The 18,882-nt window shown below is 60.9% G+C and carries 22 protein-coding genes; 11 read left to right on the plus strand and 11 right to left on the minus strand.

Annotated elements, in window-relative coordinates; translation table 11 throughout:
- The first annotated feature begins 69 nt into the window (after window positions 1-69).
- Complete coding sequence (locus EQW76_RS09265; RefSeq protein ID WP_142824092.1) at window positions 70-699, plus strand: DNA-3-methyladenine glycosylase I; 630 nt, start codon at window positions 70-72, stop codon at window positions 697-699.
- A gap of 92 nt (window positions 700-791) precedes the next feature.
- Window positions 792-1,262 carry a hypothetical protein gene (locus EQW76_RS09270; protein WP_142824459.1) on the plus strand — a complete coding sequence of 157 codons (471 nt, stop codon included), beginning with the start codon at window positions 792-794 and terminating at the stop codon, window positions 1,260-1,262.
- A gap of 13 nt (window positions 1,263-1,275) precedes the next feature.
- On the opposite strand, the gene EQW76_RS09275 is transcribed toward EQW76_RS09270, so the two are convergent.
- The gene (locus EQW76_RS09275; protein WP_142824093.1) at window positions 1,276-1,986 is read right to left on the minus strand and encodes an HAD family hydrolase; all 711 of its coding nucleotides are present in this window, start codon (window positions 1,984-1,986) and stop codon (window positions 1,276-1,278) included.
- Between the two features lie 233 nt (window positions 1,987-2,219).
- Between EQW76_RS09275 and EQW76_RS09280 the strand changes: the two genes are divergently transcribed.
- The gene (locus tag EQW76_RS09280) at window positions 2,220-3,269 is read left to right on the plus strand and encodes an aldo/keto reductase (RefSeq protein ID WP_142824094.1); all 1,050 of its coding nucleotides are present in this window, start codon (window positions 2,220-2,222) and stop codon (window positions 3,267-3,269) included.
- Between the two features lie 47 nt (window positions 3,270-3,316).
- Here EQW76_RS09280 and EQW76_RS09285 read toward each other — a convergent pair whose 3' ends face one another.
- From EQW76_RS09285 to EQW76_RS09305, 5 genes are read right to left on the minus strand one after another with little or no spacing between them, the layout of a single operon-like run.
- Window positions 3,317-3,946: a phosphoribosyltransferase family protein gene (locus tag EQW76_RS09285; protein WP_142824095.1), complete on the minus strand. Its 630-nt coding sequence runs from the start codon at window positions 3,944-3,946 to the stop codon at window positions 3,317-3,319.
- Window positions 3,947-3,994: 48 nt separating this feature from the next.
- Complete coding sequence (locus tag EQW76_RS09290; RefSeq protein ID WP_142824096.1) at window positions 3,995-4,357, minus strand: DUF305 domain-containing protein; 363 nt, start codon at window positions 4,355-4,357, stop codon at window positions 3,995-3,997.
- Window positions 4,358-4,405: 48 nt separating this feature from the next.
- On the minus strand, window positions 4,406-4,717 hold the full coding sequence (locus tag EQW76_RS09295; RefSeq protein WP_142824097.1) for a BrnA antitoxin family protein: 312 nt from the start codon (window positions 4,715-4,717) through the stop codon (window positions 4,406-4,408).
- Window positions 4,680-5,111 carry a BrnT family toxin gene (locus tag EQW76_RS30220; protein WP_307877636.1) on the minus strand — a complete coding sequence of 144 codons (432 nt, stop codon included), beginning with the start codon at window positions 5,109-5,111 and terminating at the stop codon, window positions 4,680-4,682. Before EQW76_RS30220 ends, EQW76_RS09295 begins: the two co-directional genes overlap by 38 nt.
- The gene (locus EQW76_RS09305; RefSeq protein WP_142824098.1) at window positions 5,027-5,797 is read right to left on the minus strand and encodes a hypothetical protein; all 771 of its coding nucleotides are present in this window, start codon (window positions 5,795-5,797) and stop codon (window positions 5,027-5,029) included. Before EQW76_RS09305 ends, EQW76_RS30220 begins: the two co-directional genes overlap by 85 nt.
- A 229-nt stretch (window positions 5,798-6,026) precedes the next feature.
- Here EQW76_RS09305 and hisS point away from each other — a divergent pair, with 229 nt between their 5' ends.
- Genes hisS through hisG form a run of 3 tightly spaced genes read left to right on the plus strand, consistent with a single transcriptional unit; the run spans window position 6,027 to window position 9,503 of the window.
- A complete protein-coding gene (hisS, locus tag EQW76_RS09310) occupies window positions 6,027-7,652 on the plus strand; it encodes a histidine--tRNA ligase (protein WP_142824099.1) in 1,626 nt (541 codons plus the stop codon).
- Between the two features lie 31 nt (window positions 7,653-7,683).
- On the plus strand, window positions 7,684-8,805 hold the full coding sequence (locus tag EQW76_RS09315; RefSeq protein WP_142824100.1) for an ATP phosphoribosyltransferase regulatory subunit: 1,122 nt from the start codon (window positions 7,684-7,686) through the stop codon (window positions 8,803-8,805).
- Window positions 8,802-9,503, plus strand: coding sequence for an ATP phosphoribosyltransferase (hisG, locus tag EQW76_RS09320; protein WP_142824101.1), 702 nt, complete (start codon window positions 8,802-8,804; stop codon window positions 9,501-9,503). The genes EQW76_RS09315 and hisG overlap by 4 nt, the downstream gene beginning before the upstream one ends.
- Window positions 9,504-9,577: 74 nt before the next feature.
- Here the strand turns inward: hisG and EQW76_RS09325 are convergent, their stop codons facing one another.
- A complete protein-coding gene (locus EQW76_RS09325; RefSeq protein WP_111217566.1) occupies window positions 9,578-10,024 on the minus strand; it encodes a DoxX family protein in 447 nt (148 codons plus the stop codon).
- A 199-nt stretch (window positions 10,025-10,223) separates the two neighbouring features.
- On the opposite strand from EQW76_RS09325, the gene EQW76_RS09330 reads away from it, so the two are divergent.
- A complete protein-coding gene (locus EQW76_RS09330; RefSeq protein ID WP_142824102.1) occupies window positions 10,224-10,931 on the plus strand; it encodes a glutathione binding-like protein in 708 nt (235 codons plus the stop codon).
- 56 nt (window positions 10,932-10,987) lie between these two features.
- Here EQW76_RS09330 and EQW76_RS09335 read toward each other — a convergent pair whose 3' ends face one another.
- The 3 genes from EQW76_RS09335 to groES all read right to left on the minus strand — a co-directional run bounded on the left by EQW76_RS09335 (window position 10,988) and on the right by groES (window position 14,196).
- Window positions 10,988-11,431, minus strand: a complete 444-nt coding sequence (locus tag EQW76_RS09335) for a hypothetical protein (RefSeq protein ID WP_202617130.1) — start codon at window positions 11,429-11,431, stop codon at window positions 10,988-10,990.
- 749 nt (window positions 11,432-12,180) lie between these two features.
- Window positions 12,181-13,833 (minus strand): chaperonin GroEL, encoded by a 1,653-nt coding sequence (groL, locus tag EQW76_RS09340; RefSeq protein ID WP_142824104.1) that lies wholly within the window; start codon window positions 13,831-13,833, stop codon window positions 12,181-12,183.
- 66 nt (window positions 13,834-13,899) lie between these two features.
- Window positions 13,900-14,196 carry a co-chaperone GroES gene (gene groES, locus EQW76_RS09345; RefSeq protein ID WP_142824105.1) on the minus strand — a complete coding sequence of 99 codons (297 nt, stop codon included), beginning with the start codon at window positions 14,194-14,196 and terminating at the stop codon, window positions 13,900-13,902.
- Between the two features lie 320 nt (window positions 14,197-14,516).
- On the opposite strand from groES, the gene EQW76_RS09350 reads away from it, so the two are divergent.
- The 4 genes from EQW76_RS09350 (at window position 14,517) to EQW76_RS09365 (ending at window position 18,161) form a co-directional block, all read left to right on the plus strand.
- Complete coding sequence (locus EQW76_RS09350; RefSeq protein WP_142824461.1) at window positions 14,517-15,365, plus strand: TIGR01459 family HAD-type hydrolase; 849 nt, start codon at window positions 14,517-14,519, stop codon at window positions 15,363-15,365.
- Window positions 15,366-15,386: 21 nt separating this feature from the next.
- The gene (locus EQW76_RS09355; protein WP_142824106.1) at window positions 15,387-16,367 is read left to right on the plus strand and encodes a bifunctional riboflavin kinase/FAD synthetase; all 981 of its coding nucleotides are present in this window, start codon (window positions 15,387-15,389) and stop codon (window positions 16,365-16,367) included.
- A 131-nt stretch (window positions 16,368-16,498) separates the two neighbouring features.
- Window positions 16,499-16,696, plus strand: a complete 198-nt coding sequence (locus EQW76_RS09360; RefSeq protein ID WP_111217578.1) for a DUF3311 domain-containing protein — start codon at window positions 16,499-16,501, stop codon at window positions 16,694-16,696.
- Complete coding sequence (locus EQW76_RS09365; RefSeq protein ID WP_142824107.1) at window positions 16,686-18,161, plus strand: sodium:solute symporter family protein; 1,476 nt, start codon at window positions 16,686-16,688, stop codon at window positions 18,159-18,161. Before EQW76_RS09360 ends, EQW76_RS09365 begins: the two co-directional genes overlap by 11 nt.
- Window positions 18,162-18,447: 286 nt before the next feature.
- On the opposite strand, the gene EQW76_RS09370 is transcribed toward EQW76_RS09365, so the two are convergent.
- Window positions 18,448-18,870 (minus strand): RES family NAD+ phosphorylase, encoded by a 423-nt coding sequence (locus EQW76_RS09370; RefSeq protein ID WP_224128239.1) that lies wholly within the window; start codon window positions 18,868-18,870, stop codon window positions 18,448-18,450.
- Window positions 18,871-18,882: the final 12 nt, after the last annotated feature.

The raw sequence follows: 18,882 nt of genomic DNA on the forward strand, positions 1-18,882 counted from the left end.
TCAGGGTTAACCATCGGTTTGGAAAGACGGTTTGCAAATGGTAAAGCACCGAACGAATTGGGAAGCCTGATGACTGCAACAGGATTAATCATCGGCGACGACGGCCGGGAACGCTGTTTCTGGCACGCAAACCTGCCCGACTATCTGCGCTATCACGACGAGGAGTGGGGGCGTCCCGTCACCGATGATATAAGGCTGTTCGAGAAGATCTGCCTCGAGGGTTTTCAGTCCGGCCTGTCCTGGCTGACCATCCTGCGCAAGCGCGACAACTTTCGCAGCGCCTTTGCCGGGTTCGATTTTCACAGGGTTGCCGTCTTCGGAGAGGCCGACATCGAGCGTTGCGTCGCCGATGCCGGCATCATCCGCCATCGCGGCAAGATCGTCTCGACGATCAACAACGCTCGTCGTGCCATCGAGCTGAAGGAGGAGTTCGGGTCGCTCGCCCGCTATTTCTGGAGCCACGAGCCGAGGCCCGACGAACGACCCGCAGTTGTCGACCGCGCAAGCCTTTCGGCCAATCCGACGACGCCCACCTCGGTGCGTTTATCCAAGGACCTGAAGAAACGTGGCTGGACTTTTGTCGGCCCAACGACAATCTATGCCTTCATGCAGGCCATGGGTCTGGTCAACGATCATCTCGAGGGCTGCTATTGCCGGGACAGTGTGGAAAAGATGCGCAACGACCTGGTGCGGCCGTGAGAAGGTTCTGCTTGTCGCTCGGCCTTGGGCTCGCCGCAACCGGTCTTGGCCCCGTGGCCCACGCCGAGGATGCCAGGGCGCCGCAATTGCAGATGCCGGAGTTGGACCGAGGCGAGGAGCTTGAAAAGCTCGGCTTTCCCGCCGTCACCGAGAAGCTCACCGGCTGGACCAAATTCGGCAAAGGCAAGGTCTACACCCTGCCGATCAAGGCCGGCCAGCATGTGAAGATCACTTTTGCGTCGAAGAGCCAGTATGCCTTCATGGCCATATTCGACCTGACCTCAAGCGCCGACGAAGCCTTTTTTGGCACCGATGAGGACGGCATGACCGCCGATGTTACCGTCAGTGCCGATACGACCTGGTTCATCAAGCCGTACTATTCCCGCGTCACCCGGCGGCGGGGCCTCGGCGCACCCTATTCCATCCTCATCGAGCCGCTGCCATCGGGCCTGCCGCAGCAATCGGCTCCGGCTGGCGATGCGGACAAGGCGCCCTCCCTGTTTCCGCCAAAACCCGGCACGCCGGCGCCCGCAGCCAACAAACCGTCCCTGTTCCGGCCCTAGAGAATCCGGGGCCTCAGGCGGCAGACAGCTTTGCGATCAACGCTCCGAGCCCGCCCAGATGCTCTATCTTGTGGAAGCGCGGTGCATCCTTCGGTTCATCGACATGTTCGTAGACCCAGGTCAGCGCGTGCGGCACGAAGACACCGTAGCTGCCGGCAGCGATGGCCGGCACGATGTCCGATTTCAATGAGTTGCCGACCATCATCGCCCGCTCCGGCCCATCGCCGACCTTTGCGAAGATCCGGCGATAGGTGGTCGCCGTCTTGTCCGAGACGATCTCGACGGCGTCGAAGAAATCGCCAAGACCGGATTGCGCCAGCTTGCGCTCCTGGTCGAACAGGTCGCCCTTGGTGATCAGCACCAGCAGGTAGTGTCCGGCCAGCGCTTCCAAGGTTTCGCGCGCATGCGGCAGCGTTTCCACCGGGTGCGACAGCAGGTCCCGACCGATGTCGAGGATCTCGGCGACAACCCTCGCCGGAACAGTGCCTTCGGTGATCTCGATGGCCGTCTCGATCATCGACAGGGTGAAACCCTTGATGCCGAACCCGTAATGGGCAAGGTTGCGGCGCTCGGCGGCAAGCAGCCGCTCCGACACCCTGTCTCCCTCGGCGTAGTCGGCGAGCAATTCGGTAAAATGCTTTTCGGTCAGCTGGTAGAAGTGTTCGTTCTGCCAGAGCGTATCGTCGGCATCGAAGCCGATGGTGGTCAGCGGACGCACGGTCATAGCCATCTTCCTCGTCGGTTCTTCGGGCAGACTTTATCCCTTCCGGCAAGCGAGACAAGCATCCTCGAAGACATCACGGCTGCGTGAAACCGGTACATCGTATCGTTGAAGTCGGGGCTCCCCGCGTTATCTTGGGGTAGCGGCAAGGCCTGCAGGCGATCCGCTTGCGAGTGGACAGCAGCGTCGAAACGTCTGCGGAGTGTCCAATTGCGGCCGAACGAAAGGAATTTCAAATGCGCTACAATCAGCTTGGCAACACCGGCATGTTCGTCTCCGAACTCTGCCTGGGTACCATGACCTTTGGCGAGGCCGGCGGCGGCAGCACCTGGGGTGCAATCGCCGACGTCGACCAGGATGCAGCCGACAAGATCGTCGAAAAATCGCTCGCAGCCGGCGTCAACTTCATCGATACCGCCGACGTCTATTCCTTCGGCGTTTCCGAGACGATCCTCGGTCAGGCGCTGCAGAACCTCGAAGTGCCGCGCAAGGACGTGGTTATCGCCACCAAGGTCTTCGGACCCATGGGCGAAAAGCCCAACGATCGTGGCGCCTCGCGCGGCCACATAATGGATTCCGTCGAGGCCAGCCTCGAACGGCTGCAGGTCGATCATATCGATCTTTACCAGATCCACGCGACCGACTCGGTGACCCCGATCGAAGAGACGCTGCGTGCCTTCGACGATCTCGTCTCCGGCGGTCTGGTGCGCTACATCGGCGTATCGAACTGGCAGGCCTGGCGCATCGAAAAAGCGCTCGGCATCTCCGAGCGTCGCGGCTTTGCCCGCTTCGAGACGGTGCAGGCCTATTACTCCATCGCCGGCCGCGACATCGAGCGTGAGATCGTGCCGATGATGGCGGAAGAGAAAATGGGCCTGATGGTCTGGTCGCCGCTCGCCGGCGGGCTGCTATCCGGCAAGTACGGCCCGGGCGCACCCGGTAACGGCGAAGGTCGCCGCGCCAGCTTCGATTTCCCGCCAGTCGATAAGGACCGCGCCTGGGCCTGCGTCGCCGCCATGCGTGAAGTCGCTGCCAAGCACGATGCCAGCGTTGCCGAAGTGGCGCTTGCCTGGATCCTCGCAAAACCTTTCGTCACCAGCGTCATCATCGGTGCCAAGCGGGTCGAACAACTCGACCAGAACCTCAGCGCCGTCGATCTCAGGCTTGATGCCGAAGATATGGCAAGGCTCGACGAGATCAGCGCACTCGATGCCGAGTATCCGGGCTGGATGATGCCGCGCCAGAACGCCGCTCGCCGTCCCCAGCCTTTCGACCCGAAGGCCTGATCGCGTAGACTACGAAGCCGTCCCGCTCTGTCGGGGCGGCTTTTCTCCTAAAGGAATGTTTCCGCAATCGGCTCCCAGCCATTCGGACCCGGACGAAACTGCGGAATATGCGCGAGGCTTTGAACCAGGGCGCTGTCGGCGCCAAGCGTCTTCTGCCAGTCGCGGGCCTCGGTCAGGATCACGCCAACACCGACGACCTCGCCGCCCGCCTTGCGCACCAGTTCCATCGAGCCCTTCAGGCTGGAGCCGGATGCGACGACATCGTCTACCACCACGACGCGCTTGCCGGCCAGCAACGGAACCGCCTGCCGGTCGAGCAGCAGGCGCTGCTCGCCTTTGGAGGTGATCGATGTGATCGTCTGCACGAGCGCATCGCCAAGATGGATTTTCGGCGATTTCTGCAGGATGACGTAGCGATCAAGCCCCAGCGCCCGGCTGACCTCGATTGCAACCGGAATGCCGAGCGTGGCTGCCCCGACGATGACATCCGGCTTCAGCGGCGCCAGTTTGGCGGCCAGTTTTTCCCCGACATGTGCGCCGAACCTGACGCCGAGATCGATCACCATCATCAGCGAAATGCCAAAATCCGGTTTGATCGGGACGATGGGCAGATCGATTGGATAGCCGGCGACATCGACTGTCCAGTACTGGGTTTCGATGGCGGCGGGATCTGTCATGGGTCTGCCTCGGGAGGGGATGAAAGCTTGATTGCGCTGATGCCGGTCTTACTTGTCGTGCGCCTTCAGCCACGCTTCCATCTCCTTGATCTCCTTCTGCTGGGCCTCAATGACGCCTTTCGCCAGTTTGCGAAGTTCCGGATCCTTGCCGTATTGCAGTTCGACCTTCGCCATCTCGATCGCGCCCTGATGATGGGGGATCATGCCGCGCACGAAATCGGCGTCGGCATTGCCGCTGTAGGTCAGGCCCATGTCCTTGTGCATTTTCGCGTTGGCAGCCGCAAAGGCCTGGCTCGACGGGCTCTGGTCACCCATCGGCTTGCTCATATCCATCTTTGACATGTCTTCGGCAAAGGCGGTGCTGGAGGCAAAGGCGAGTACGGAGGCCAGGAAGATGGTTTTCGTGAGCATGGAATTCCTCGTTCGGGATGGGTCGAAATTCGCGTGAAATCAGACTGTTCAGATTTTGGCCGCCTTGCGCAACGCCTCGTTGATACGGCTCTGCCAGCCCTTGCCGGTGGCCTTGAAGGCATCGATGACATCGGGATCGAGCCGCAGCGAGATTTGCCGCTTCGGCGCCTCGACCGCCGGTCGCCCACGGGCCCGGCGAATGCTTTCCGCCAGATCCGGAAAAACGTCGGCAAACGGCCGGGCGTTCTTGAAGTCTTCTTCGGTCCATTCGGGATTTTCCGGATCCTCGGCAATCCCTCTTTGTATTCGTCGTTCTTCAGCGTCAGTGAGGATACGGCGTCCTTGATCGATATTGGTCATAAAGGCTCCTTTCCTTGCGACTGGCCGGCCTGAGCGAAATCAGCGATATTCCTTGATGCCCCAATCTCGCGAATATGACGGCAACCATGTCGTTGGCCAAAAGGCCGATCGCCTTCAGTCGTCCGTTTCGGGCATTGAGGATCATCGCCTCGGTGAAAAACTCCAATTCCAGGTCGCCGAAATCGAGATCATGCTTTTCGACGTTCTTCTCGCGCTTGCGCTCGTCCCACGTAATTTTCATCGCAAGAATACCCCCGAAGTGAATATTTGTCGATAATAAAAGTGCTACAATAAAACTTGGATTCTGCGCTATCGGCGCGACAGGCGGGCGGCGATCACCTGATGGACGATCTGGTAGTCCCGGCTTTCCTCGCCGAGCGGCGCCACCGGCCATGTCCAGCGCTCGATGGCCTCGGGCGGTGCGATGCCGAGCAGCAGGTCTGCCTGCTCGTGGATCTTGCCTGTCCGGTCGATGACGGCGTAGGCGATATCGGTGACAAGGCAGCTGCGACAGGGCAGGACGGCGAGGTCGGCAAGATGTGCGCCGACGAGGCGTGCCGCCGCATCCGCCGGCATAATGCCTTTGCGGTCGTCGGATAGTCGCCGCTGGACGCCGCGGCCGATCTGCGACAGGAGATTGGCTGACACGACGAGGTCGAGGTAGGGAACCTGCCGCAAAAAGCCGAGCGGTTCGAGGCCTTTCCCGGCGGTGAGCTGGTCATAGCCTGAGAGGTCGCGCTCGATCAGACGGACGTTGCCGAGGCGCCGGGCCTTCAACCAGAGTCGCACCGATGCCAGATGCACGAGATCGACCAGCACGACCCTATCGAAAGCCTGGGCCAACTCGACAATGGGTACATCACGCAGCAGTCCTGAACCGAGCACCACGGCGGTGCGCCGCTGGGTGAGGTCGGCCATCGCATCGAGCACGGCCTTCTGGCTGTGCCGCTCGTGCTCTGCCCAGGCCTGTCGGCAGCGTCCGGCCCGCGACCACAGGCTGACGGAAGAGCGGACGAACCGTCGAAACGGCTTGCCGGTGAGGGGTAGGGTGGCGAGTTGCTGGAGCGTTTCGGCAATCATCGGCAGGAAGCGTCGGGCGAGGATGCGGCCAAAACCAGGATGACGGATTTTGCGGGTGGCGGCGTGGCGGTTTGCTGGAGCATCGATGTCGGCCTTCCCGGAAAGATATCGGCGAGGGTGGCATTTTTCCCCGGCAACCGCCAGCCGCCGAATTGCCGTTGCAACCCTTGCCGCAATCGGCCCGATCCGCTAGGAAACCGCCACTGTCACAGGACCGGAATGCAGCGCCATGAACGACAAGCCGAAGAAGCCCCAGAAGCTGAGAGCCCGCCTACCGCGCGGCTTTGGTGATCGCACTGCTTCCGATATCCATGCCACCAACGAGATGGTCGCAAAAATCCGCGAGGTCTACGAGCGATACGGTTTCGACCCGATCGAGACGCCGCAGTTCGAGTATACGGATGCGCTCGGCAAGTTCCTGCCCGACAGCGACCGTCCGAACGAAGGCGTGTTCTCGTTGCAGGATGACGACGAGCAGTGGATGAGCCTGCGCTACGACCTGACCGCGCCGCTCGCCCGCCATGTCGCCGAGAATTTCAACGAGATCCAGCTGCCCTACCGCACCTATCGCCAGGGCTACGTTTTCCGCAACGAAAAGCCCGGCCCCGGCCGCTTCCGCCAGTTCATGCAGTTCGACGCCGACAGCGTCGGCGCACCCGGCGTCCAGTCCGATGCCGAAATGTGCATGATGATGGCCGACACGCTGGAAGCGCTTGGCATCAAGCGCGGTGACTACGTGATCCGGGTGAACAACCGCAAGGTTCTAGATGGGGTCATGGAGGCCATTGGTCTCGGTGGCGAGGAGAATGCCGCGCGGCGGCTGAATGTGCTGCGTGCCATCGACAAGCTTGATAAGTTCGGCAGTGACGGCGTTCGGTTGCTGCTTGGCGCCGGTCGTAAAGATGAGTCCGGCGATTTCACCAAGGGTGCGGGGCTCGATGAGAAACAAATAAACTCTCTCGAACTCTTCTACTCAGGATTTGCAGAACACGCGCCCGCTGCTGAGGCGCTCCAAGATGCAGCGACCGCTGACGATGATCAATTCATTAATGAAAATGGGATCACAATCTACCCCAGCAGTTCTAGCAAGCTAGAGAACTACCTTAAGCTTTTTGGGGCGGACCATCCCGCTCATGAGGGTTTCAAGGAACTCAAGATCATCAGCGATGTGGTGCGCTCAGCCGGCTACGGCACCAAGCGCATCCGCATCGACCCCTCCGTCGTCCGTGGCCTCGAATACTACACTGGCCCGGTCTACGAGGCCGAACTGACCTTCGACGTCACCAATGAAAAGGGCGAAAAGGTCGTTTTCGGCTCGGTTGGCGGTGGCGGTCGTTACGATGGGCTTGTGTCGCGTTTCATGGGCCAGCCGGTGCCGGCCACAGGCTTCTCCATCGGCGTTTCGCGTCTGATGACGGCGCTGAAGAACCTCGGAAAGCTCGGTCAGGACGAGGTGCTGGCACCTGTCCTCGTCACCGTCATGGACAGTGATATCGAGTCTCTGGGAGGCTACCAGAAGCTGACGCAGGCGCTTCGCGGCGCCGGGATCCGTGCCGAAATGTACCAGGGCAGCGCCAAAAAGAAGATCGGCGACCAGCTGAAATATGCGGACCGTCGCGGTTGCTCGCTCGCCATCATCCAGGGCGGTAACGAGCGGGCCGAGGGCGTGGTGCAGATCAAGGACCTGATCGAGGGCAAGCGCCTTTCCGGCGAGATCGAGGACAACGCATCCTGGCGCGAGGCGCGGGTGGCGCAGGAGATCGTGCCGGAAGCCGAGATCGTCGCCAAGGTGCAAGCGATGCTGGCAGCTCAGGCGGAGGACCGCAAGCGGGCGATGCAGGGGCGGCAGGCATGACGCGGGCAAGCGTTCGAGGGGAGATCGCCTTATGCCGCTGATCGACCTCCCGACCTTTGCGCCCGAATTGCTGGCCGAATTTGAGGCCCGTCGCACCAGCCGCATCGACACCCCGGTCATCCAGCCCGCCGAGCCGTTCCTCGACATGGCCGGCGAGGATCTGCGCCGCCGTATCTTCATGACCGAAAGCGAAACGGGCGAAAGCCTCTGCCTGCGCCCGGAGTTCACCATTCCCGTCTGCCTGCGCCACATCGAAACGGCGACGGGCACGCCGAAACGCTACTCCTATCTGGGCGAGGTCTTCCGCCAGCGCCGTGAGGGGAGCCACGAATTCTACCAAGCCGGCATCGAAGATCTCGGCGATATCAATATATCGAGTGCCGACGCGCGTGCCATCGGCGATGCCACCGGCATCCTCACCCGCCTGTTGCCCGGCCGTCGCCTCAAGGTGACGCTCGGCGATCAGGCTGTGTTCGAGGCAGTCGTGCAGGCGCTCGGCCTGCCGCTCGGCTGGCAGAAGCGGCTGATCCATGCCTTCGGCGATACCGCGCAGTTGCAGGCGCTGCTTGCCCGGCTGGTCAGCCCGCAATTCGTCACAGATCTCGACGACGACGTTGCCCGGCTGGTGGCAGAGGATGACGAGGCAGCTCTTGTTGCCCACATCGACGGTACCATGCAGAAAACCGGATATTCGACCAATGCCAGCCGCTCGCCGCAGGACATTGCCCGTCGGCTGAAGGAAAAGCTGATGCTCTCGGAAACGAGGCTCGACGATGCCGCCTATGGCGTGCTTGAGGAGTTCCTGTCGCTGAACGTGCCATTGTTTAACGCGTCTGCTGCACTTGCCGGCTTTGCCGATGCGGCAGGCCTGCGGCTCGGCAATGCGCTGTCGCGGTTCGACGGCCGGGTTGCGGCGCTTGCCAATGCCGGCGTCGATCTCACCACCATCGAATACCGCGCCGCATTCGGACGGCCGCTGGATTACTACACCGGGCTGGTCTTCGAGATCGCAGCCGAGGGATCGCCTGCGGTGCTCGCCGGCGGTGGTCGCTTCGACCGGCTGATGGCGCTGCTCGGCGCCCAGAACCGCATTCCTGCTGTCGGCTTCGCGCTCTGGCTCGATCGCATCGAGAGTGAGAGGGCGCCGGCATGACCGTCACCATTGCCTTGCCCTCCAAGGGTCGCATGAAAGATGACGCGTCCGACATTTTCGCCCGCGCCGGCATGCCCATCGTCGCCGTCGGCAACGACCGTTCCTATCGCGGCCGTGTCGAAGGTTGGGACGGCGTCGAGATCGCCTTTCTCTCGGCATCCGAAATCTCCCGCGAGATCGGCAACGGCAGCGTCGATTTCGGCGTCACTGGCGAGGATCTCATTCGCGAGGGTCTGGCGGAAGCCGACAAGCGCGTCGAGTTTTGCGCCCGGCTCGGCTTCGGGCGGGCCGATGTCGTGGTCGCCGTGCCGGAAATCTGGCTCGATGTCGATACCATGGCGGATCTCGGCGATGTCGCTGCCGATTTCCGCAGCCGCCGTGGCCGCCGCCTGACGATCGCCACGAAGTATGCCCGGCTGACACAGCAGTTCTTCTCCAGCCAGCACGGCATCCAGCTCTACCGCATCGTCGAAAGCCTCGGCGCCACAGAGGGCGCGCCAGCCTCGGGCTCGGCAGACATTATCGTCGACATCACCTCGACGGGTTCGACGCTGGTGGCAAACCACCTGAAGGTTCTGTCTGATGGCATCATCCTGCGCTCGCAGGCCTGTTTTGTCAGGGCCCGGAAGGACAGCCACAACAATGACCCGCTGATTGCCCGTATCGTCGCCGCAGTCAAAGCAGCACTGCCGGAATAAGCAGCATCCCAAAAACAGAAAGGCCCACCGTGCGGACACGGTGGGCCTTTCTGCATCGCGATGATTTAGGGCTATCAGGCTGCGAGGGCGTAGGAGCCGCGGCGAGCGTCGAGCGAGTAGGCGCCGGGACCGACTGTGGCGAGGAAGATGTAGGCGCCGGCAAGCGTAAAGTTCTTCATGACCATGATCTGGTTGAGCGCGTTGATCCAGCCCAGTGCCGCGTCCGGAAAGCCCGGAACGTTGACGGTCGGGAGGTGGAAGACCACTGCGGTGAAGATGCAGAATGCAGCGATTGCCCAACCGACGATGCGCACCTGGAAGCCGACGAGGACGCAGAGGCCGGTGACGAGTTCGAACAGGCCGGCAACGTAGGTCAGCAGCGTCGCGCCCGGCATGCCGGCGCCGGCGATCATTCCGGCGGTGCCCGCCGGGTCGGTCAGCTTGCCGAAGCCGGCGAAGATGAACATGAATGCCAGCAGGACGCGGGCGACGAGAATGATGATGTTGTTAGTATTGGACATCGGACCCTCCGGATGTGCATTGCCGATCGCGGCAATCTCTGGAGTTCTTATTCGCTATTTTACGCCCGTTGAAAAGATGAACGATCAAAGACGCTTCGTTCGCAAATAGTGAACGCGATGAGCGCTTGTTGACTTTGCAAACCGCGCCGTCAGGTTATGATATCGTTTCCCGTCAGACATATCCAAAAAGGCAATTTCCATGGCAGATCTGTCCTCCTTCCCGATCACCCGCCGCTGGCCGGCGAACAATCCCGATATCATCCAGCTCTATTCCCTGCCGACGCCGAATGGCGTGAAGATTTCCATCGCGCTGGAGGAATTGGAGCTGCCTTACGAGGCGCATCTTGTCTCGTTCGGGACCAACGACCAGAAGACGCCTGAATTCCTGTCGCTCAACCCCAACGGACGCATTCCGGCGATGATCGATCCGGATGGACCCGACGGCAGGCCTATTGGTCTGTTCGAGTCCGGTGCGATGCTGGTCTACCTCGCCGAAAAGACCGGCAAGCTCATGCCGACAGATGCTGCCGGCCGCTATGAAGTTCTGCAGTGGGTGTTTTTCCAGATGGGCGGCATCGGCCCGATGTTCGGGCAGTTCGGCCACTTCTTCAAATATGCCGCCGATAAGGTCGCCAACAACATTTACCCGGTAGAGCGTTATCGCGACGAGACGAAGCGCTTGCTGGGGGTTCTGGAAGAACGCCTGAAGGGTCAGCAGTGGCTGATGGGCGATCTCTATACCATCGCCGATATCGCCTGCTTCCCGTGGGTGCGTGGCGTCGACGTCTTCTACGGCGGCAAGGATGTGCTGGGCCTTGCCGACTTCCCGCTGGTCATGGATTGGGTAGCGCGCGCCACGGCACGTCCGGCCAGTCAGAAGGGCCTCGAAATCCCGAAGCGTGACTGATACCTGGATTGGTGGAACTTGCGGAGCCGGCACTGTTGCGCTGGTTCCGCCGCACTTTACTGGCGGCTGCCTGTGCTTTCGGATGCGCCGATCTTGAACCGTGGGAACAGGAACACGCCGACCATGCTGCCGGAGTAACGTTCCTCGGTGCCGATGGACTCGCCGATGCAGAAAACCGGCTGACGTTGTCCACCTTCGGCAAGCACGGTTGTGGAGAAACAGAACGAGGAGGACGAGGTTGCTGCCTGTTCGAAAAGTTCGAGAATGCGCGAATGGTCGCGGCTGTCATAGCAGCGCATCAGGTTCAGCAGGCCGCATTCCGTCACGTGCAGGCCGTGCAGTATCGTGCTGAGGCTGCCGAGCTTGATCACACCGCTGGCGAGATCGCCGATCCAGCGCTCGGACACGCAAAACTGGCTTAGAAGTTCATGGTCTTCCTCGACGCCACGGGATCCCTCGATGAAAGGCGCCGCAAGATTGGCTTTGGCAATCTTAAACAAAACGTTCCCCACTCCCGTGCGGCCACTCCCTGGCCAAGTACACTATCAGATTGTATATTTCCCGTCTCGCCTCAGATAGAAAAGCGGACGATTTTTAGCCGATGCCGCGCGTTATTACTATAATCGCAGACATGGCGTTCAGGTTAGTCACTTGAAAACCGTAACGATCAAGTAGCGAAATTTGTTTCACAAGAGCCGCAAAGCATCTTTAGACTGCAACTTGTTGGGAGCGAAGGTCTTTCGCAGATAACCTGCCGTTTTCCGCGCCCTGGTTCATCAGGGTCCGTTTTATAGAAGAAATATTAAAAACAGCAATGGGCCAAACGACGAAAACACGTCGTATGTGCGTGTCAAAGCATATACTTAATGATCGGTTGCTGTTCAAGGTAAACCGGCTTTCGACTGGTCGTGTGCAAAAGCAGGAATTGAGAAGACATCGTCAAAAGACCGGATGCACGGCAGGAAACCGTCGCTTCGCTCACAATGCATGCGTGGAAAGGGGAGGGGCGTTCTTTTGACATGAGCCTGTCGCTCATTCTCCGGGCATCTGGGGCGCACTGTAGTCCGGGGACCAGAGCCCGTGATTTTGTCGACAGCACCGAGCTAACTTTACGGAGAGGGGATCAGAGGAATTGCCGGGATGCAATCTATGAGAGAATCGCGCGGTATTCTTCTGCGCCGTCCCGAGGCGGCGGACAAAAAAGGGCGACCCGAAGGTCGCCCTCTCGATAGTGCGGTGATCCGAAGGATCACATCATGTCCATGCCGCCCATGCCGCCCATGCCGCCGCCCATTCCGCCACCCATGCCGGCGCCGGAGTCCTTCTTAGGAGCTTCAGCAATCATGGCTTCGGTGGTGATCAGCAGCGAGGCAACCGAGGCTGCGTTCTGTAGAGCCGTACGGACAACCTTGACCGGGTCGACGATACCCATGGCGATCATGTCGCCATATTCGCCGGTCTGGGCGTTGTAGCCGTAGTTGTCGGTGTTGCTTTCGAGGATCTTGCCGACGATGATCGAGCCTTCATCACCAGCATTTTCTGCGATCTGGCGAACCAGCGACTGCAGAGCCTTGCGGATGATGTTGATGCCGGCCGTCTGGTCGTCATTGGCGCCCTTGATGTTGAGGACGACAGATGCGCGCAGAAGTGCGGTACCGCCGCCGGGGACGATGCCTTCCTGTACGGCAGCGCGCGTTGCGTTCAGCGCGTCGTCGATACGGTCCTTCTTTTCCTTGACTTCAACTTCGGTCGCACCGCCAACGCGGATGACGGCAACGCCGCCAGCGAGCTTGGCAAGACGTTCCTGCAGCTTTTCGCGGTCGTAGTCAGACGTGGTTTCTTCGATCTGAGCCTTGATCTGCGCGACGCGGCCTTCGATGTCGGACTTCTGGCCCGAACCGTCGACGATCGTCGTGTTTTCCTTGGTGATCGAGATCTTCTTGGCGCGGCCGAGCATTTCGAGCGTAACCGACTCGAGCTTGATGCCGATGTCTTCGGAGATCACAGTGCCGCCCGTCAGGATGGCGATGTCTTCGAGCATTGCCTTGCGGCGATCGCCGAAGCCAGGAGCCTTGACAGCAGCAATCTTCAGGCCGCCGCGCAGCTTGTTGACGACGAGCGTTGCAAGAGCTTCGCCTTCGACGTCTTCAGAGATGATGAGGAGCGGCTTGCCGGTCTGGACGACAGCTTCGAGAACCGGCAGCATTGCCTGCAGGTTGGAGAGCTTCTTCTCATGAAGGAGAATGTAAGCGTCTTCCAGTTCGGCAACCATCTTTTCTGGATTGGTCACGAAGTAAGGCGAGAGGTAGCCGCGGTCGAACTGCATGCCTTCGACGACTTCGAGTTCAGTTTCGGCGGTCTTGGCTTCTTCAACCGTGATGACGCCTTCATTGCCGACCTTCTGCATCGCTTCAGCGATGTACTGGCCGATTTCCTTTTCGCCGTTGGCAGAGATCGTGCCGACCTGGGCCACTTCGTCCGAAGTGCTGATCTTCTTTGCCTTGGATACGATGTCCTTGACGACTTCGGCAACGGCGAGATCGATGCCGCGCTTCAGGTCCATCGGGTTCATGCCGGCAGCAACAGCCTTGCCGCCTTCGCGGACGATGGCCTGGGCCAGAACGGTTGCAGTCGTCGTGCCGTCGCCGGCGATGTCGTTGGTCTTCGAAGCAACTTCGCGGACCATCTGGGCGCCCATGTTTTCGAACTTGTCTTCGAGTTCGATTTCCTTGGCGACAGAAACACCGTCCTTGGTGATGCGCGGAGCGCCGAAGGACTTGTCGATGATGACGTTGCGGCCCTTAGGACCGAGCGTGACCTTTACTGCGTCAGCGAGGATGTCGACGCCGCGCAGCATTTTTTCGCGCGCAGTACGGCCGAACTTAATTTCTTTAGCTGCCATGTTAAAAACTCCCGGGCTGATGCCCAATTGGTTTTATGGAATTGTTGACGAAGAAAACCGGCTGGATCAGCCGATGATCCCCATGATGTCGGCTTCCTTCATGATGAGAAGGTCTTCGCCGTCGAGCTTGACTTCAGTGCCCGACCACTTGCCGAACAGGATGCGGTCGCCAGCCTTGACGTCCAAAGGAATGATCGTGCCCTTGTCGTCGCGAACGCCGGTGCCGACAGCGACGATTTCGCCTTCCTGCGGCTTTTCCTTGGCGGTGTCTGGAATGATGATGCCGCCCTTTGTCTTGGCTTCAGATTCGACGCGGCGTACGACGACGCGGTCGTGCAGCGGGCGGAAATTGGTGGTTGCCATTGTCTAATCCCTCGATCGAATGACATTCACGGACCACGGGGGATCCGTATGGGTAGTGTTGGCACTCAGCCTCGGCGAGTGCTAACGACCTGCATTTAGGGACGGCTGTCACGGGAGTCAATAACAGCGATAGTGAATTTTTGTACCGGAATTGTGACCCCCGGCCCGAATTGCCCGAACCCTTTGCTGGCCATGCAAGCGCATCCGGCATGCGACTGCGGCAATTCGGCGTTCGGGACGCGCGGTGCTTTTTCAGACTTGTAATCTTGAAGCTGGTTTGCGATGTCAGCCGCAACGTCTCTTACCGGAAGAACAACGGCATGGCCAAGCGTATCGATAGCCTTCGCGATCTCACCAGCGCCTACGACGTCGTCCTCTGCGACGTTTGGGGCGTGCTTCACAACGGCGTCGTTGCCAATGCCGATGCCTCGGCAGCGCTGGAAGCCGCCCGCGGGCGAGGCCAGGCCGTGGTGCTGATCACCAATTCGCCGCGCATCTCGCCGCAGGTCGTCGAGCAGTTGCGGACCATCGGCGTTTCGGACGGTGCCTATGACCGTATCGTCACATCCGGCGACGTCACGCGCACGCTGATCGCCGAGGGTCCGAAGTCGGTGTTTCTGCTCGGCCCGGACCGCGATGTCGCCCTGATCGAGGGCCTTGGTGTGGACCGTGTTTCCGCCGACGAAGCGCAGTCGGTGGTCTGCACCGGCTTCTTCGACGACGAGACCGAGACCCCGGAAGACTATACCGACATGCTGAAGGCCTTCGCGGCACGCAACGTGCCGATGATCTGCGCCAATCCGGATCTGATCGTCGAGCGCGGTCACAGGATGATCCCGTGCGCCGGCGCCATGGCTGCCTATTACAACCAGATGGGCGGCCAGACCCGCGTCGCCGGCAAGCCGCACCGGCCGATCTATGAGGCGAGCCTTGCGGCCGCCCGCGAGGTGCGCGGCGATTTCGATCTGTCGCGTGTCGTCGCCATCGGCGATGGGATGCCGACGGACGTGCGCGGCGCACTCGGCTACGGTCTCGACTTGCTCTATATCAGCCAGGGCATCCACGCCGGCGAATACACCATCGAGGGCAAGGCGGATGAAGCAATTCTGCATGCCTTCCTGGACAGGGAGCAGGCGTCACCGACATGGTGGATGCCGACGCTCGCCTGAAACAGTCTGGATATTGACGCTATGACCGTTTTCCATCGAAACGAGACCCGTGAACAACTGCCGGCGCACCTGCGCGGTGGCGTGATCGCCATCGGCAATTTCGACGGCGTCCACCGTGGTCACCGGTCGGTGCTGGATCGGGCGCTGGAGATTGCCAAGGCACGCGGCGTTCCGGCACTGGTGCTGACATTCGAGCCGCATCCCCGCTCGGTGTTCCGCCCTGACGAGCCCGTCTTCCGCCTGACGCCTGCGCCATTGAAGGCGCGCATCCTCGAAGCGCTCGGCTTTGACGCCGTCATCGAATATCCGTTCGACCGCGAATTTTCGCAACGCTCGGCAGACGAGTTCGTCAGCACGATCCTGATCGACTGGCTCGGCGCCTCCGAAGTCGTCACCGGCTTCGATTTCCATTTCGGCCACGGGCGCGAAGGCGGTCCGGCCTTCCTGATGAATGCCGGCAGTCGCCATGGTTTCGGGGTGACGCTGATCGATGCCTTTCGCGACGAGAATGCCGAAGTGGTGTCCTCGAGCCGCATCCGTGCCTTGCTGGTCGACGGTGAAATGTCCGAGGCCGCCGGTCTGCTCGGCTACCGCTACCTCGTGGAAGCAGACGTCATCGGTGGCGAAAGGCTCGGGCGCACGCTCGGCTATCCCACGGCCAACATGCGGCTGCCGCCGGAAACCGAATTGCGCAACGGCATCTATGCCGTGCGCTTCCGCACCGCCGACCGTGTCATCCACGATGGCGTCGCCAGCTACGGACGCCGCCCGACTGTGACAGAAAACGGCGCGCCTCTGCTCGAAACCTTTTTGTTCGATTTCAGCGGCGATCTCTACGGGCAACACTGCTCGGTGTCGTTTTTTGGCTATCTGCGGCCCGAACTGAAGTTCGACGGACTTGAGCCGCTGATCGCCCAGATGCGTAACGACGAGGCCGAGGCGCGGGCGCTGCTGTCAGGCGTCGCACCTCTCGGGGAACTCGACCGCATCCTCAATTCCTGATGCTGCGCCGCGCAATCGAATTGTGGGGTTTGTAAGGCAAAATTGCTTGCGCAGCCAAGCTTAGCGTTTATGTCTTGGGCATTCTAGAAGCGGAATCGCCGCGCTAAAATGTCCGAAAGGCACTGCTCATCATGGACAAACGTTCCGGAAAGGCAGCCCTCTGGCTGCTCGTCATTCCCTACATCGGGCTCCTCTGGGTGCCGTTCTACAATTTTCGCGATCCGGTGCTGTTCGGGTTTCCGTTCTTCTACTGGTACCAGCTTCTCTGGGTGCCGCTCACGGCTCTGCTGACATACATCGCTTACCGGAGCACGCGCCATGACGACTGATATCAATCCAACGGCGCTCGCCGTATTCCTGTTCTTCTTCGCGCTGGTCACCGTCATGGGCTTTGTCGCCGCCCGTTGGCGCAAGCCGGAGACACTGGCCCATATCGACGAATGGGGCCTCGGCGGCCGTAATTTCGGCACCTGGATAACCTGGTTCCTCGTCGGCGGCGATTTCTATACCGCTTACACGATCATAGCAGTGCCGGCGCTGGTCTATGCCGTCGGCGCCTACGGCTTCTTCGCGCTACCCTATACGATCGTCGTCTATCCCTTCGTCTTCATGGTCATGCCTGTCCTCTGGAAGCGCGCCAAGGACCATGGCTATGTCACCGCCGGCGATGTCGTGCACGGCCAGTACGGCTCGCGCGGCCTGGAGCTGGCCGTGGCGATCACCGGCGTCATCGCCACCATGCCCTATATCGCATTGCAGCTGGTGGGCATGACCGTCGTCTTGAAGGCGCTCGGCCTGCACGGCGAACTGCCGCTCGCCATCGCCTTCATCATCCTTGCGGTCTACACCTACTCGTCCGGCCTTCGCGCGCCGGCGCTGATCGCCTTCGTCAAGGACATCATGATCTATATCGTGGTGATCGTTGCGGTCGCCGCCATTCCGATGAAGCTCGGCGGTTACGCCAGCGTCTTTGCCGCAGCCGACGCCGATTTCCAGGCCAAGGGGTCCGGCAGCCTGTTGCTCGGCAGCAACCAGTATGTCGCCTATGCCAGCCTCGCGCTCGGCTCGGCACTTGCCGCCTTCATGTATCCGCACACACTGACCGGCATCTTCGCCTCCAACAGCGGCAACACCATCCGCAAGAACGCCGTGCTTTTGCCGGCCTATACCCTGCTGCTTGGCCTGCTGGCGCTGCTTGGCTACATGGCGCATGCCGCGCACCTCACGGTGTCCAGCCCGAACGAAGTCGTGCCGGCGCTGTTCCAGTCGTTGTTCCCGAGCTGGTTCACCGGCTTTGCCTTCGCAGCGATTGCCATCGGCGCATTGGTGCCGGCGGCCGTCATGAGCATCGGCGCCGCCAACCTCTTCACCCGCAATTTCTGGAAGGCCTACGTCAATCCAGATGTCAGCCATGCGGGTGAGGCGCAGGTCGCCAAGATCGCCTCGCTGGTGGTCAAGGTCGGCGCGCTGCTGGTCATCCTGTTCCTGCCGACGCAGTTCGCCCTCGACCTGCAGCTGCTCGGCGGCATCTGGATCCTGCAGACTTTGCCGGCCCTGGTGTTCGGCCTCTACACCAACTGGTTCCGGGCACAGGGCCTCCTTGCTGGCTGGTTCGTCGGCTTCTTCGGCGGCACCTATCTGGTGTGGATCAACGGCTGGAAGCCGATGCAGGCCATCGCCTTCGGCGGCGCGCCTGTCACGATCTACATCGGCCTGCTGGCGCTTGCCGCGAACATCGTCGTCGCTTCGGCGGTGAACGCTGTCACCAAGGGCAGGGCCACTGCACAGGCGTGACGGAACGAGCCTGACAAACCCTGAAGAAGCTTGGTTGACGAGAGCGATCCCACTCTCCCTCATCCTCGCCCTTGTGGCGGGGATCCAGCGACACGACGTCTGTCGAGTCAAAGACTCTTTCAGCTCAAGGACTTGAGCTGACTGGATCCCCGCCACAAGGGCGAGGATGAGGGGAGTTTGGTGACCGGCTCGATTTCCCCGGTGGCCTGCTGAGCTGTTGGACAAGGCCCTTGTCAGCGGTCTGGACCGTGGCCGGCAACCCTACTTTTTCCTGCTGCCAGTCCCGCTACGGCTGCAGGAGACGGCTGTCGAAGGGATAGGATTTTATCTCCTCGATCCGGATTTCATGGGCGCGGGGGTGTTGCGGGTTGATGAGAATGTTGGCTGCCGGCGGCATGATCGCTGACGGCACGCGGATCAGGCAAGCCTCGCCGCTCCGCAGGAGCTGGCTGCCTTTCGAGCGGGTGCGATTGATGTCGTCGAAATCGCCCTGATCGATGTCAATGTCTACCATCGGCAGATCGTCCGGACTTAAAATCCGCAACAGCTGGAAGGTCTCCGGAATCTGCTCAAGGCTGACCTGCACGAGGGTCTCGAGCAATGCAGTGGACGGATGATCGCAGCAATAGACGACAGGTGTGCCCAGGTCGTGCCATCGGCCCGGCGCGACCAGCCCACCGCGACCGGAGAGGTCCGCGTAGTTGGATATGCGCTAGAGGGT

Origin of the sequence: Rhizobium sp. rho-13.1 (genome assembly GCF_007000305.1) — a bacterium.
In the GTDB taxonomy this organism is placed as follows: Bacteria; Pseudomonadota; Alphaproteobacteria; order Rhizobiales; family Rhizobiaceae; genus Rhizobium; species Rhizobium rhododendri.

Coding starts and splice junctions, on each gene's coding strand:
- EQW76_RS09265 (WP_142824092.1), top strand. CDS start 70: ATGACTGCAACAGGATTAATCATCGGCGACGACGGCCGGGAACGCTGT.
- EQW76_RS09270 (WP_142824459.1), top strand. CDS start 792: ATGCCGGAGTTGGACCGAGGCGAGGAGCTTGAAAAGCTCGGCTTTCCC.
- EQW76_RS09275 (WP_142824093.1), bottom strand. CDS start 1,986: ATGACCGTGCGTCCGCTGACCACCATCGGCTTCGATGCCGACGATACG.
- EQW76_RS09280 (WP_142824094.1), top strand. CDS start 2,220: ATGCGCTACAATCAGCTTGGCAACACCGGCATGTTCGTCTCCGAACTC.
- EQW76_RS09285 (WP_142824095.1), bottom strand. CDS start 3,946: ATGACAGATCCCGCCGCCATCGAAACCCAGTACTGGACAGTCGATGTC.
- EQW76_RS09290 (WP_142824096.1), bottom strand. CDS start 4,357: ATGCTCACGAAAACCATCTTCCTGGCCTCCGTACTCGCCTTTGCCTCC.
- EQW76_RS09295 (WP_142824097.1), bottom strand. CDS start 4,717: ATGACCAATATCGATCAAGGACGCCGTATCCTCACTGACGCTGAAGAA.
- EQW76_RS30220 (WP_307877636.1), bottom strand. CDS start 5,111: ATGGCCGGTGGCGCCGCTCGGCGAGGAAAGCCGGGACTACCAGATCGT.
- EQW76_RS09305 (WP_142824098.1), bottom strand. CDS start 5,797: ATGATTGCCGAAACGCTCCAGCAACTCGCCACCCTACCCCTCACCGGC.
- hisS (WP_142824099.1), top strand. CDS start 6,027: ATGAACGACAAGCCGAAGAAGCCCCAGAAGCTGAGAGCCCGCCTACCG.
- EQW76_RS09315 (WP_142824100.1), top strand. CDS start 7,684: ATGCCGCTGATCGACCTCCCGACCTTTGCGCCCGAATTGCTGGCCGAA.
- hisG (WP_142824101.1), top strand. CDS start 8,802: ATGACCGTCACCATTGCCTTGCCCTCCAAGGGTCGCATGAAAGATGAC.
- EQW76_RS09325 (WP_111217566.1), bottom strand. CDS start 10,024: ATGTCCAATACTAACAACATCATCATTCTCGTCGCCCGCGTCCTGCTG.
- EQW76_RS09330 (WP_142824102.1), top strand. CDS start 10,224: ATGGCAGATCTGTCCTCCTTCCCGATCACCCGCCGCTGGCCGGCGAAC.
- groL (WP_142824104.1), bottom strand. CDS start 13,833: ATGGCAGCTAAAGAAATTAAGTTCGGCCGTACTGCGCGCGAAAAAATG.
- groES (WP_142824105.1), bottom strand. CDS start 14,196: ATGGCAACCACCAATTTCCGCCCGCTGCACGACCGCGTCGTCGTACGC.
- EQW76_RS09350 (WP_142824461.1), top strand. CDS start 14,517: ATGGCCAAGCGTATCGATAGCCTTCGCGATCTCACCAGCGCCTACGAC.
- EQW76_RS09355 (WP_142824106.1), top strand. CDS start 15,387: ATGACCGTTTTCCATCGAAACGAGACCCGTGAACAACTGCCGGCGCAC.
- EQW76_RS09360 (WP_111217578.1), top strand. CDS start 16,499: ATGGACAAACGTTCCGGAAAGGCAGCCCTCTGGCTGCTCGTCATTCCC.
- EQW76_RS09365 (WP_142824107.1), top strand. CDS start 16,686: ATGACGACTGATATCAATCCAACGGCGCTCGCCGTATTCCTGTTCTTC.